Source organism: Thalassoroseus sp., from assembly GCF_984380535.1.
The window spans coordinates 201,698-216,189 of the sequence record NZ_CFHRBF010000007.1 but is presented as its reverse complement, the minus strand read 5'-3'; the positions used below and the strand labels follow the sequence as shown (position 1 = coordinate 216,189).

Here is a 14,492-nt window from a genome sequence, read left to right as displayed (position 1 = left end):
CGCAATCCAACGGAGAGATACCCTCCCAGCGCGCTGCTTAGACCGCCGATTATCGAAAACGGCCGGCCTCATCGCAGCACCTATAGATAGAAGGCGGACTCGTCGACATTCAACAGCCGATCTCAAAAGAAACAGCTCGTGATCCGGTATTAATAACTGTCTCCCGAATAGCCTCCACCGCCTCCGTATCCGCCAGTCGAGTCGATTTGTCCATCGGAGTCGAGTTCGAAGTCTATCGTAGCACCACCGGATGGAACATCCTTCACGAGTTCCGTACTAGAATTATACTTTGAAGGAACCGTTTCTTTAGCACCTTCAGCACCTCCGCCATATCCACCACCTTCACGGAAGGTCGTTATGCTTACGTCATGCTTGCCGATCTCTGCCCCTTGTTGTTCTCGCGTGTAGGTCAGTTCGTAATAGCCTTCCTCATTCGTTTCACCAAACGAGGGACGACCACCTTCTTGCGGAGTGTACGTGACCAACGCACCTTTGAGCGGCTTGCCATCAAGTTTGACTGTCCCACTAACCGGGGCGACCTTGCCATCCGCACAACCGAACAGCAGAAACATAGAGACTGGTAGTAGCGCTTTCAGAGTAAAACTAGTTCTCATAGCAATCGTTTTCGTGCGTGTGTGAGTATTAGAGATATCACGTTGCCGACGTTAATGACGTCATGCCACTCGAATCTCGAGAGAACCTCGAAGGGCCGTCAGGAAGCCGACGAAAGAAATGAAAAAGAGCACATCACAAAAGGAATAGTGACACTAAAACCGAATCGATGGCCGCGACCAAGAAAACGACCTGGCCGCGGCACACTGTGATTCTGTTCAACCGTCGATCTCTTGAGAATCGTCCACTGTTAGTCAGCGAACATGTGGTTAGCGATTGTGTCTCGTCCAGCACTTAGTGATGGCAGAGAACAAGTCACTGGACGCTTCACGATAGCTATTAGCAAGTCCTAGTAGTCACCCACAACGAGTCCATCGGCTCGGTGACAGAGACGTTGGAAGGTTCCAATATCTGGGCGAGGAGAAACGGCCCAAGTGTTCGACCGGTTCGCATGAATGTTCTCGCTGACAAATCCGACCGATCCATCGCAGTACAGGAATTGAGCGCCACCGGGGTGCATACTGCTGAAGCTCTCGCCGCAGCCGTTGTTATTATGTCGGTTTGGCGGTTCCGGGATGTTGATCGTGTATTGACCGTGTCCGACGTTATAGAAAATACCACGCGCCCAACCACCACGCGGGTTCCGGACGCCAATCCATGTTCCAGAGTCGCAGTGCAACGTATCGCGTTCACCGACAGCAAACGTATTGGTCGAGCCATCAGGAATATCTCGGAAACTAATTGCACTATTGAAGAACATCGCGCCGTGACAATCGTTTGATCGTTGCGGATTGTTCCGTGTTCCCCGGACCGCAATATAGTTCGTGACCGCAGGACGGAACGGGTTCTGACCGAGTTGGTTACCAAAGTGTCGTGCGCCACCAACTAATCCGGTGTTTGAGTCACTGGGGCAGATGTAGGCATCGATTCGTGTTTGCAACGCTCTAGCGACCGCAGCATCGTTGGCAAAGTTCGTATTCAGCCCGTCGAGGGTGTCTTGAAGTGAGAAGTCGCTGGCTCCAAGTTGCTCGTACAGATTGTTTTGCTCCATCTGTGGCATTAGGAACACATGCCAACCCCAGGTTTCGTAGTTGTTCGACTGCGACCAACTCGGCCGCACATACGCCGGTGGAAAACTACCAAACGTGTCATGGTAGTTGTGCATCGCAAGACCGATTTGCTTGAGGTTGTTTTTGCACTGTGTACGCCTGGCGGCTTCTCGAGCTTGCTGGACCGCCGGTAGCAACAAAGCGATCAGAATGGCAATGATCGCGATCACAACCAGTAGCTCGATAAGCGTAAAACCTCCTCGTACGCGACGTGACTGGACGGCGTGATGCATTTTGGCCTCCTAAGTAGTAGAGCAGTACTAGACCATCGAACCCGAATGGGTCTGAATAGAAACCTGTGATAGGAAAACAGATTGGGATGAAAAAATCCCAGTATGCCGAAATGGCTAAGATGGGCTCAACGAAGGCAGTTTGATCAGCAAACGTTTGGCCCGATCGAACTGGCATTTGATCTTGCATATTAAAAAGCGACTTGCAACCTGTACAGACACTCTTGTTTCGGTGAAATTAGAAATTTCTGAAAATTTCGTAAAAAAAGCATTTACATTTAGAGGCACAAATCCAGGGGTGGGGATTGACAAGACTAGGACCGTGCTAAGGTTCTAACACCCTGCCAGCAAACCACATAACTCCGTCGATGAAGCCGAGTTCTAAACACTATTTAAGCTTCAGTTCAGCAGTCGCAATTTTTGAGAGAGCTTGACGGTCGGGGATTCGTTCGCTGCGGTAGATCGACCAGCCGATTGAACTATCTAAGCCACTATCGACGGTGATCTCGAAAACCTTTTCGGCGGGCTCGGAACGAGTGACTTCGAAAATTCGCGCCCATTGGTAGTCTGCTGGAATCTTATCGCTAGGGATTCGTTCATGGGTCTCGATGCGACCACCATCCGTTACCAGCACATTGCCTGTCGCTGGGAGGACGTCGGCTTCGCAATAGAAGGGCGAGTAAAACTGCTCATTCCGCGGCCCGTATTCCCACAGTTGCTCGACTGTCCGCATCTCTTCGTCGATGCGAAACTCGACAACGCGGCTAGCGTTTTCAGAGGCCGGAAGTTTAACGCCAGGAGGCAGTGTACGGTAGTTGCCATTATCGTACATTAGTAGTGTGCCTTGCGGTGTTAAATGCACTCCATGTTGATGATAAGGCCACTGAAGTTCGCCTTTGGCGTTTAGCAACTCGTCCTTCCAAGGAGAACGCCATTGCATCGGGTCGCCAAAAATCCAAACGAGTTCCCGAGACTGTCGATCGATCTTTACGATACAGTCTTGATGCCGGAGAGAGACGATAATCTCATTCGTATCGGCGTCATAAATTAGAGAGTTTGCATGACTCCAATCGCGACTTGGCTTTCCTCCGACCGCCTTGTAATGAGTGGCCCAAAAGTTCGATAGCGAACCATACCCGATCCTCCGCGAGTCGAGCAGCTCGTGCAGATGGATCCGATCGACAACCGTTCCGTCCGGTTGAAACTCGACAATGACATCCCCCACGACCGCCGCTTCTTCGGTTTGATCAAGCGGTTCAGTTTCGCTCTTGGGAAACCCACTGACGTTGCGAAGCTCGGTACTCAACGCAAGAAAATTGCCATTCGGAAGCTCGAGAATCTCGTGATGGAACGAGTCGACCGGCACGGAGATGAACTCCTCATGAGGCGTAGCAACTAACTGACTGGCCCACCACTTACGTCGTGTTCTGCCCAGCAAATCAACTTCGTAGAGGCCAAAGAACTTCGCTCCGTTGCACAATAGGCGGTTGTTCGAGAGCAAACGTAGATCGGAGATGCGTAGAGCGGACCGATAGTACCAGACGACATCGCCGGTTGCGTCCACCGCGATGACATATCCATAATCGTGAATACGTTCGCCGTTTTCCCAACGATTCGCCGCAAAAAGTGTCAGACCGGGCTCCATGCGTTCGGGCCGACTAAGATGCACTTGGATTGGCGGGAAGTCCGCAGGTAACGCCGGCGTCCTGACGACGATTGGTTTGCTCGCCTGACTTTGTTCGCGATCCGGTGTTTCGATGCGAACTCGGATGCGGTGTTCGCGGTTCGGTTTCAGTCCGCAAATCGCGATGTGATGGTCGGTTTGCGGGGTTTCATCTGCCACGAAATCCCAGGCAGAGACGCGATCATCAATCTCGATCGTGGTCATCACGGGACGGCTGGTCACGAATTGAACCAACGCCACTAACGGTGCGTTCTCTTCGGGATTAAGTTGAACGACCGGCGTGCGGACGAAAAGGTTCGGCCTTTCGTCGTCAAAAAGAAGTTCACGGATCTCTCGCCATTCAGCGGCGGCGATCGCCACAAGTATCAACGCGAGACCGATTCCCAGCCAGCCGACAGACAAACGCTTCCGACGACCAGGATTTGCGGATTCACGCCATTCCCCGTCGAAGGTCGTCAATTCATCTCGAGACGTGTCGTCCTTCGTGACAGGTGTCGATCGGTCATGCGACGCCGGACCAGACTGAAGCACAGGTTCCGGTAACCACTCATGGGGCCAAGAGTCAACGCCAAGACAGTCTTGGCAGACGACCGGATCATCTGCGTCGACGGGGATCAAAAATTCTTCTTTGCAGGCGGCACAATGCCAATTTCGTTTGGACTTCATACATGAAACTGTACCGCAAATCTTTCACGCTCGCGAGCAAACATCGATCGACGGGATTCGCCGCGATTAAGACCTCTCACTAGGAGTAGTGTATTCAGCAAACGAAGCTACTAGAACGAGTTTTCAGCGACTCGCCTGACACTAACACCTAATTGCGAACCAACCGGTGTAATTTCAGTAATGCTTGATCATCGGCCAGGAAGACGCCCTGTTTATCTTCGGGAATTGCGTCGACACCGTTTGACCGAGCGATCGTCAGCAGCGATTCGACGTCGTCGTTAGACGCAGACACCACCGCACCCGTCTCTTTGAGGATATGGGTGTGCAGATCGACTTCGTTCTTGTCCCCCACAATCTTACCGAAAAGCTGATGGTCCGCGGACTGCTGAAGGGTCGACTTTGCTTGTTCCAAGGCAGCTTGGTATTCCTTAAGCACTGCGGGAGGATCGACCTCCTCTGGAATCTCTAACAACCTCCAAGACTTCAACAAGCGACCAACCGCGACACTCGAACTGACAACCGCTACTGGAATCGAAACTAGCAAACCACCAAAACCCAAAACGAACCACCATGCCAGAGAAGGGGCTACAAGCAAGACGGAACCGATGACGATCGCTCCTAACATCGTATGTGGAAGAAACTGTTTCACAGCACTTCGCCAACTCACCCCGGTTTCATCGCGTTGCTGTGTATCCCATCGAACCGAATGCCCAGCAAGTGACGCCACCACAAACTGTGAATGAAAAAGTGCCATGACCGGCGCCAGTAGAATTGACAGACTAGTTTCGACTAGGACACTAAAAGCAAGCCGAATGCCCCCGAGAACACGATTGCCACTTCGAGCAGCGGAGGGCAGTGCAATCAGAAACCCTGCGACCTTTGGAAAGATCAGCATAGCCATCGACGCTGCAAACAGTCCCCACGCAACGCTTTGACTCGCTACGGAAAGCCGACCCGACTCGACCGCCATACTTCCTAGGCTCGTCGCAATAAACATCACCCATAAAGGAGCCGCGATATATGACAGAACTCCCATCGCGAAATGGAGCCGACTCATGGGTCGAAACCCTTCACAAACCAGCAGTCGCCCGTGTTGCAGGTTTCCTTGACACCACCGTTGATCGCGGATGGCATAGTCGACAAGAGTGGTCGGACACTCTTCGTAACTTCCGTCAAGATCTGCAGCCAACTCAACTTTGAAGCCCGCCCGACTCATCAAAGCGGCTTCCACGAAATCATGACTAAGAATCTCCCCGCCCAATGGTGCCTCACCAGGCAGTGTCGGCAAGTCACAATAACGCATAAATGGCTTGATTCGGATGATCGCGTTATGCCCCCAATAGTTCCCATCACGTCCCGTCCACGCGGAGAAACCACGAATAAAAACTGGACCATAGACACTAGCAGCGAACTGCTGTAGCCGTGCAAACAAGGAAAGCCGATTGACAGGTTTGGGAGGCACTTGCAAAATGCCAAGCTCGGGATCTGCATCCATACGCCGAACTAGTTCGACAAGTGTCTCTCCATCCATGATGCTATCCGCATCCAAGACGATCATATAGTCATAGCTTGCGCCCCATCGCTGACAAAAATCAGAGATGTTTCCCGACTTTCGACTCTTGTTCTCAGGTCGTCGCCGATAGAAAACCCCCACATCCGGGCATTCGTTCGACAACCACAACCAGGCTTTCTCTTCTTCTAGCCAACGGTGTGTGTTACGAGTATCGCTGAGGACAAAAACATCAAAGGCTGCACTTCGCTCAGTTGCACAGAGTGACCTAATTGTTGCCCGCAATCCCGCGATGACCCGCGAAGGATCTTCGTTATAAACCGGCATCACAATGGCTGTCCTGCCAAGTGCTCGACCTCCTAGTGTCGAGAAATCTGCATCACTCCTTCTACGACTAGTCCGGAAGATCGACACCAGTAATCCAAGCATTGCAGTCCAAAACCCTTGGCTGATCCAGGCAAACAGGACTGTAAATAACACGAGACTAAGGATCTCAAGGACATTCCAACCATTCTCGGACAGTACGCCGCTATAACAATACAATGCGACACTAGTTGTCAGACCGACGAGTGTGAAAAAGATGGCACGGGTAGGCATTGGAGACTTCAAACTCGCTGGGAAGAAGATAAGTAAATCTAGAGAACTAGCTTTCGAGAATTGCTATCTGCGATATAACCAAACGGAGAACGCCCGTTCTCTTTGTCAGCCGTCAGTCGTTTTCGTGATTCAAGGTGGCCCGCGTCTTTAGTTTCGGAATCAAGTCGGCTTGCGAAACACGGATGCGTCGAAATTGCGAGACCCAAAAGTCTCGACGCAACCAACGTACGGGCCGAAACTGCAATGTTGGTTGCATTGCTGATCGATGTTCGGGGGGAACAACTCGAGGCAAATGTCGATGATTTTGTAGTCGATCGGTTTCAGCGTTCATTGAAGCTTTCGGAATTCGGTTCGCTCGTGAGCGGAACTTGGACGGCTCCGCTCGAAAGTCTGAGTAGTCTGAGGTTTCGAAGTCAAACATTATTCAATCCTTGTGTAAACTTGAGGGAAGTGATAACGGGGAGCTTTTAATGAGCACAGGTAACTCCAAGTTTCGCTTATGGTTCGGTTGGCGTCTTTAAGGGTCACTCGGATTTCGAAAGGGGCATCTTCAGTCGGCCGGATAGCAATCTTCGCTGTTCGGGACCCGTCTTTGTTCGCAACTAGACTTTGCTGAACGACCTCACCACGTACCGTGCTTAGGTCAAGTTCCAACGGTGTTTCCAAGCTTAATTGCTGAATCGCATTTCCGTCGAAGTTCACTTTCAAAAGAACATTTTCACTAGTCCTCGAGACATCCACTCGACGAGCCGTCGCTAGCCAATCTTCTTGAGGGTGATTGCCTGCGAAGAAAGAGACGCGGTACTCAAGGTCAAGTGGCTGAGAAACTGTGACATCTTTCGGGACCCAATAGGCCGCAATATTGTCAATACCTTCATGGACTCCCGGCAACTCTAACAGTTCGATATGCCCAGCCTGGAACGGTCGGGTCGGTGTAACCCAGACGCTCGGACGCAAATGATATTTGGCTTCGTCATCGAGATAGTGAGAATACTCTGTGTCCCGCTGCATTAGTCCGAACCCATGGACTTGATCAAAGCTCAGTGCAGTTAAGGAGGGGTAACTTTGACGATTGAGTGCACGCCAAGTCCAATGCTGATCGTCAGAGAGCACTAACAAGCCGTCTGAATCATGGACATGGGGTCGTGAATCAAGAGGTGGCGGTTTAATGCCATCACCCCACATCCACATACTTGTGAGCGGTGCAATCCCGAGTTTGTCCGGAACACTGCGAAAGTAGAGAGTCGCTTTGACATCGATATGGGTTGTCTTAGGTTCTGGTTTCAATGTCATTTGATAAGCGCCCGTGACCGACTCTCCGTCTAAGAGAGCTAAGATCTCAAGATTCTGATCCTCTGCCGCCGGACGTCTGACCCAGAACTGACGGAATGCCGGAAACTCTTCCGCCTTGTTCAAACCGATATTGACTGCTAGTCCCCGCGACGACGTTCCATATACCCCCGCAGCAGTTCGTGCTCGATAATAACTTGAGCCGACGTAAGTCAGCATTTCTTGAGGATCGTCATCTAAAGGAAAGTAGCCGGCAACTCGCATCCCTGCAAACCCAGTCGAGTCCGGGATCTCTCGCTCTGCCATCTGTCCTCGATACTCAAAGTAGTCCTTAGAAAACGGTAGCCGCTTTGATTGATTGTTGACGATCGTGTTGACTTCGACTTGGTCCTGATGAACGAATCCACGATGGAAGAACTCTAACCAATATGGCGACTCGTTTTTCCAGATCCCTTTCGAAAGATCAAAGGCCATCAAGCGGTATTCGTCATACGTCAAACCTTGCAGATCAGAAGGTAGCTCTGGCGAAGGAACAGAGGGCTGATTCGAAATTGCATAGGCATATTTCTGAAGAGTCTGATAATCATGAACCGATTCACTAGTGAGCTGGTGAGAACTATTCGTCGGCATACTCTCACCTCTTACTGAGGACATTGAAACGGCGACCAATCCGACTCCCAAAATCAATTGGGTCAAACAAGACAGCTGTAACTTTGCAAGGCAGCAATGCATCAACGAACCCTTTTCTACGAGATGGCCTTGTCTATGTACTGGACAGCATTTCGCAATAATCGGGCCAATCTGAATCTTGGCAGGCAAACATTGCAAAAATTCATCGAAGCCGATTCTGGGGTCGCGCATTCTCGCGAAATTGGTTTGCTTTCGACCACGTCTGCGACGTCGTATGATCGCGTTTCGTCCAGGGCGATCATTCCGGAATCAGTAGCCCCTAGTCGCCAGTAAGCACAACAACAAACTAGCAACTATTGATGCTTCTTTAGCAAGCAGTAATGATTCAGAAACGCGCAGTTGGCATGCAGTTTCCGAGTGATTTGCTCGGTAGTCGAGTGTCTCAACGAGCGGAGCTGGCTGGCTTTGTTCAAAGTCGATAGCCAACTACACGCAAACGCGGGGCTGCAAAAGCTTGAACGCTCGATAGCGTACTATTATCCGAACAAGTGGCGACGAACCGAAATGGCCGGCCCCCTTAGCACCTGTATATCGATGTCATCGGTTTCGCGATCCGACTTTGATCTAGCCACCAGTTCAGAATTCGATCGTATCGGTGAGTGCTTGTAACACTGTCAGATCGTGCTACCGCATGAACGCGATCTATGAAACTGCCGATCTGTGGGATACGACGGAGAGTTGCGGAGATAGAAAGCAACTCGAGTTCCGCGGCCTTGCATTTCGCCCTTAAGTCTGAGTTTTAAAAGGGCAAATGACTAAAAAGAAATCACGGCAACGACTGTTTCGCTTGCCGTGATTATCTTCTTTGGATGCCGGCGAGTGGGTTTGGAACTGAGCACTTAGGGTCTATGCCCGCGTGCATTGGCCAACCATGTTTCAGGTGAATCCGTTTTTACTCTTCCGCGGACTTATCATCGAGATGGTCGCCATGATCATGATGATCAACGAACGTGGAATTTCCCTTCGCGTCTTTGACAATGTGAAAATGATCGACAGTTTTCCCGGTCGGAGTCTTGGCTGCATAGGATAGAGTGTCGTGGTTGATATCGATCACTTGATAGAGCTGCGTATTGGCAATGTGTTTTTTGAAGGGGTCAGAATCGTTGGGGTAGTCTTTGAGAGGATACATTTTCGGACCGCTGACCGAAACCACATAGACCGGCCCCTGAGGGTCAACGACTCGCAACCCGGTCGCAACGTTGGCTTCCGATAACTGAGCATGTTCGTGGCCATGTTCTTCGTGCGAATGACCCGTAAGAGGACTGGAGCGACCATAACTATGGTCGTGACCTTGAAGAACAAGGTCGACTCCATATTTCTCATACAGGGGTTGCCAATACTTTCGTAGTTGCGGATTGTCTCGTCCGCGACTTGTGGAGTATATGGGATGATGGTGACAAACAACTGTCCATCGATTGGGGTTGTTCTTCAAAACGCTTTCTAGCCATTGAGCCTGCAACTCAATTTGGCCGCCGGGTGAGTCGAGACCGATGATTCGGATACCTTGAACATCAACATAAAAGACGTTCTCCGTACTCCCTTTAGGGCCATTCTTAGGGAACTCGAAACGTTGAGACCAACGTCGAGCGAGATGTTTTTCGTTTGGCTTTGCAGAGTGTTCCGAATGAAAGGGATCCTGATCGTACTCATGGTTGCCGGGAACCGCGATTTGCGGGATTGTGGCAAAGATGAAATCCCCTGCATGGAACCATTGTCCCCACTCCTGATCGTTATTGCCCTTATTGACGAGGTCACCAGCGTGAAGCATAAAAGTCATTCGTGGTGCATCCCGAAACGATTCTCGAATCAAACGCGACCATAGACTTTTGACATCGTTCTGTGCATCTCCAACATACACAAACCGTGCAGGTGTGACCTTGCCGTCATATCGTTTGGTTGTTCGGACTTGAAACCATTCGCTCCATGCATAGTCGGCGGAATCAGGATGTTGAGATTTCGCGGACGATTTATCGAGGGGCTTCGTCCGTTTCGAACCAACTCGATAGGTGTAGAGCGTGTCCGGCTTGAGTTGATCGAAAGTCGCGGCATGCATATGGACCACACCCAGATTGGTCTTGAGAGGCGACGTTTCGGCTTTCGTTCGCTCAACCTTCTTGAGGAATTGTGGCCCCTCGGTGGCCTCGGCAATCTCTGCGACAGCTTCGGTTCCCGCAAGACTTCGCCATGTGACGGAGAACGAGTTTGCAGGGTCGGCGTTCCACGAAACAAGCACACGGTCCGGGACATCCGTCGCCAGCGGCAATGTTGGTTCGACAATCATGCCTTGGTAACCGTCCTGCGGCACCGACTCTCGATTCGGCGGATCGGCTGCTAGACTCCAGACTGGAAGTGCAAGAACGACAGCGAAAAGAATACTAGGCGTCACAAACATTCGTGACATTGACAGAACTCCTCGTGGGTTAGCTGAGTTCGGCCGAAATCGACCGATTGTACTGCCAGTGAGGATATAGAACTGAAGCTCAATCTTCATCCGACATCGCGAAAAAAATAGCCGGCTTCAACTCGATCAGTCATTTGACGACGAAGCGATCGCGGCTGTTCGAGATCGACCGCGGGTGTCGAGAACACATTGTTCTTAAGTTATTGTGAGTCTGGGCTGAACCTTTCGTGTCTTGTCAGATTACGTCGCCGCAAAACAAAACGGGATGCCCCACCGAATTGGCAAGGCATCCCGTTTTTTCTAGTAGCGTGCTCTGTTAGTCAACCACCACGCTGTTAAATCGATGTCATCATCGCGTTGGAGGTTTTAGCCATCCGTGGCGCGGACAGGAAAGGTTTGGATAAACTTCGGTTCAATATACTAGCGAACTGACTGTTGTGGTTTCGGTACGAGCACGGTATTCGAATGAGGAGTAATCACTTGTGGAGCGACATACTGTGGCGAGACCGTGCGGCTAGGAGTGACAGTTCGATACTGCGTGGTTGCTCTTGGAACATAGTACTGAGTTTGACTTGGTGTCGAGCGACCCCACCATCGCGTTGGACGGTATTGTTGACTTGCATTGGGTCGATTGTGAAATCCTCTACCTGGCCGCAATCGACTGTCACCCGTGAGACCAGCACTAGCCATTTCCGTTGCGAGGAAAAGACCAACGATTGCCAAACTGAATGATACCTTAGGGACAATTCGCATATCGAGCACCTCAGTGTTCTATCGCCGACGTGAACATCTTTCGAGAGATCTGACAGCTTCAAACGATTGATCTCTGAGCGTCGGCTAACCTTGTTCCTCCCCCACAATCTGCGCTGATTGTGAGTCTGATGTTCTTGAAAGCTCGACTAGGCAAAGTGCGTGCCAGTCAGATGTGGCGAAGGTTGTGATAGGAGGGTAGGTGTATCTAGCATTAGACGGCGACTCAGGTTACAGCATGCGTCGAGGGAGCTAGCTAGTTGCGGAGACCGGCAAGTTGCAGTCGGACAGATGACTAGGGAACGTCAAACATGAACGACACCGTCACCTCGGGGTGACACTCCTTCGAATCAGCGACGTTTTCATCGGCTGTTTGGTTCGGAACCGCACACACCAAATCAAGGTCGGACTCGCGGGGCCCACTTCCGCTTAAGAGAATTTTCGCCAGACCGCAAGAATGTGATTCAGATTATTGGGGTTGAAATCTTTAAATCGATTTCGTTGAGGTCCTGAATTCAGGTTTCCCAAGAAAAAAGCGGTCACGTTTTTCGACGAGCTTCTTTTTCTGGCGTTGAATGTCAACTCCCGATGACATAAGTGATCTTTTATATAGAATCTTTGAGCGTCGATCGTATCTCTGCGATGATTTTGTTGACGTCTTGTCCGCTACACAGGCAAGCGTAGCCGAGCGACTTTCCGCCACAACAGTAGTCGATGCCGTATTTCTCGAAGACGGGAATGGATTCCGGGATTTCGATCACCCAATCCGTGATCGGGTCTTCCGGTTGCAGCGAATGCATTTGTGCTCCGTTTTTGATTACGGCGTGGGGACGTCATGACAAATTCGACGCCACTTCGAGTTTACGAGAAGCGCTTACAAATGTCACGAACTCACGGGATCGGGCAAACAGCGGGAGCGTGTCGCGGTGACCTGGCCTTTGTCTTGATGGCTCACGTCCAACCTCTGAACCATACCGTGGCGATCGTCACCGCCCGACGAAACCTGACTAGCCGAGAGGGGAACGGACTTTCACGATTCTTGCACGTTTGGCTGTTCGTCTCTTTCTACATTCTACGAAGTCACGACAACAGTCGTTGTGTCGACTGCGTTGGCTCGATCGAGAGTTTTTTGGATTGGGTAGAGAGTCCCAGGCCCCGTCATGGTATCCTGAACGGATCAATCTCTCGAATCATTTCCCTATCCGGGAACGACACTCGTCGGTTAGTCGGGCTACGTCATGTTCTTCGTCCGGTCCTTGCATTGGCAGGTTCTCCTTTTCGCAAGCGGGCTTGCGTTCACGCTTGGAGTGCCGAATGTCTTTGGACAGGCCAGCCGGATTCAACCGGTTCACCTCCGTACCGACGATGCTCCCCAGCGAGTGTCTCGCGGTATGGTGAAAGGCTCGCACCTCAAAGTCTTTCTGCCCAGCTTGCCGTATCTCTACACGTCCCATGCGATCAACGGAGCTTTGATCAAGCCGTCAGACAATGACCGGGGGTGGGAATATGACATGGCGGTTCACCATCGTCGAATCGACAAAACGACTTACGAGTTCCGGTTGCGGCAGGGCGTGAAGTTCCAAGATGGAACCGACTTCAACGCGGACTCCGTGCTTTTGAATATGGAGTACTTCAAGAAGGCACCTGTCAAATACAGCAAGATCGACGAAGTTTTCGACTTTTGTGAGAAGATCGACGACTACACGGTGCGTTTTCATCTCACCGAGGAGTATGGCTCGTTCATGAACGACGCCATTTGGATGCAGTTCTACACCGAGGAATATCTCAAGAAGAACCCTGGGGGATGGAATGGGAAAGCCAACTGTCCCAATCTGTCGATGCCTGGTCCATACGGTCTAGGGCCTTACATTTTGACAGAAGGCTATATCGAAGGGGACCGACACACTGCGAAAGCCGTCCTCAAAGCGAACCCGTATTACTGGGACTCGGACTACCCGAAGATCGAAACAGTCACCGTGTATACGGAACTGGATGCCCTGGAAGCGAAACACAAGGTGCTCTACCAGGAAGGCGAATTGGATATCACGGTGATTCCTCCCGAGGATAAGGTCGAGACCATTGTTGCACCGTTCAGCAAGCTCGTCGTCACCCCCTCGACGGACAATATCGCCATTCATATGAACCTGATCAACGGAAATCCCCGACTGCAAGACCGTACCGTCCGCCGGGCGTTGAATGAAGCGTTGCATCAGCAAAACTTGTTGCATTTCGTTTACGAAGATGAAGGCCGTCTTGCGCCGATTTCGCCGTACATTCCTGGCGTCCGCGATGTGACCCAGCGAATCCAGCCTGTTCCGGAAGACCATAATCCCTATAACAAAGAGACGCAGGCCCGACTCAAATCGGTATTACAAGGTCTGAAGTTGAAAGTTCTGACGCAAGATCGGTTCCTGCCATTGTGGCGAGGAATCGAGACTCAACTTGGACGTGTCGGAGTCGAACTCGAGATTCTCATCAAAAAAAGTGAAAAAGAGGTTTTTAAGCCATTGCTCGAAACCAACGCCGGCAAGAACGAAGTTGCCTGGGATTTGCTGGTTTGGGGCAACGACGACTGGTATTTCAATCACCCCTATTCGGCATTTCTTGTTTATCGAACCAACAACGTCTGGAGCACTGTCTATCCAGACCCAATTATGAATCGCCTGATCGACGAGATGTTTCGCGTCGCCGTGGACGATCCGGAGTTTCCCACGGTCTGCGAGAAAATCATGAAACGGGCCTACCAGGAAGCATACATGCTGTTTGTGCCGACACCGAACAAGGTGTTCGCCGTGAATAAAGAGGTCGTCTTCACCCCTTACAAGATGGCCTCGATTCCGCTTTGGAAAATTGAAGTGACCAACCAACATTGGTCTGTAAGACCGACGGGTTCCCCGTATCCGACGTCCCTGAAAGAACCAGTGAAAATCCTGCGGATCAATGTCCGTTAGTC

8 protein-coding genes are annotated in these 14,492 nt (G+C 51.1%); 1 reads left to right on the top strand and 7 read right to left on the bottom strand.

Translation table 11 applies throughout. The features are described 5' to 3' along the window. Nucleotides 1–149 precede the first annotated feature (149 nt). The 7 genes from AC5DDB_RS11390 to AC5DDB_RS11360 form a co-directional block, all read right to left on the bottom strand. A complete protein-coding gene (locus tag AC5DDB_RS11390; protein ID WP_491739849.1) occupies nt 150–614 on the bottom strand; it encodes a carboxypeptidase regulatory-like domain-containing protein in 465 nt (154 codons plus the stop codon). Nucleotides 615–961: 347 nt separating this feature from the next. Further along, the gene (locus AC5DDB_RS11385; protein ID WP_491739848.1) at nt 962–1,954 is read right to left on the bottom strand and encodes a DUF1559 domain-containing protein; all 993 of its coding nucleotides are present in this window, start codon (nt 1,952–1,954) and stop codon (nt 962–964) included. Nucleotides 1,955–2,339: 385 nt separating this feature from the next. Then, nucleotides 2,340–4,301 (bottom strand): aryl-sulfate sulfotransferase, encoded by a 1,962-nt coding sequence (locus tag AC5DDB_RS11380; RefSeq protein WP_491739847.1) that lies wholly within the window; start codon nt 4,299–4,301, stop codon nt 2,340–2,342. Nucleotides 4,302–4,449: 148 nt separating this feature from the next. Then, nucleotides 4,450–6,408 (bottom strand): glucans biosynthesis glucosyltransferase MdoH, encoded by a 1,959-nt coding sequence (gene mdoH, locus AC5DDB_RS11375; protein ID WP_491739846.1) that lies wholly within the window; start codon nt 6,406–6,408, stop codon nt 4,450–4,452. A 420-nt stretch (nt 6,409–6,828) separates the two neighbouring features. Further along, nucleotides 6,829–8,328 carry a glucan biosynthesis protein gene (locus AC5DDB_RS11370; RefSeq protein WP_491739845.1) on the bottom strand — a complete coding sequence of 500 codons (1,500 nt, stop codon included), beginning with the start codon at nt 8,326–8,328 and terminating at the stop codon, nt 6,829–6,831. A 952-nt stretch (nt 8,329–9,280) separates the two neighbouring features. Beyond that, entirely contained in the window at nt 9,281–10,789 is a 1,509-nt protein-coding gene (locus tag AC5DDB_RS11365; RefSeq protein ID WP_491739844.1) for a purple acid phosphatase family protein, read from the bottom strand. Nucleotides 10,790–12,144: 1,355 nt separating this feature from the next. Next, complete coding sequence (locus AC5DDB_RS11360) at nt 12,145–12,339, bottom strand: DUF542 domain-containing protein (protein WP_491739843.1); 195 nt, start codon at nt 12,337–12,339, stop codon at nt 12,145–12,147. Between the two features lie 438 nt (nt 12,340–12,777). Between AC5DDB_RS11360 and AC5DDB_RS11355 the strand changes: the two genes are divergently transcribed. Further along, a complete protein-coding gene (locus tag AC5DDB_RS11355) occupies nt 12,778–14,490 on the top strand; it encodes an ABC transporter substrate-binding protein (protein WP_491739842.1) in 1,713 nt (570 codons plus the stop codon). The last annotated feature ends 2 nt before the right edge of the window (nt 14,491–14,492 follow it).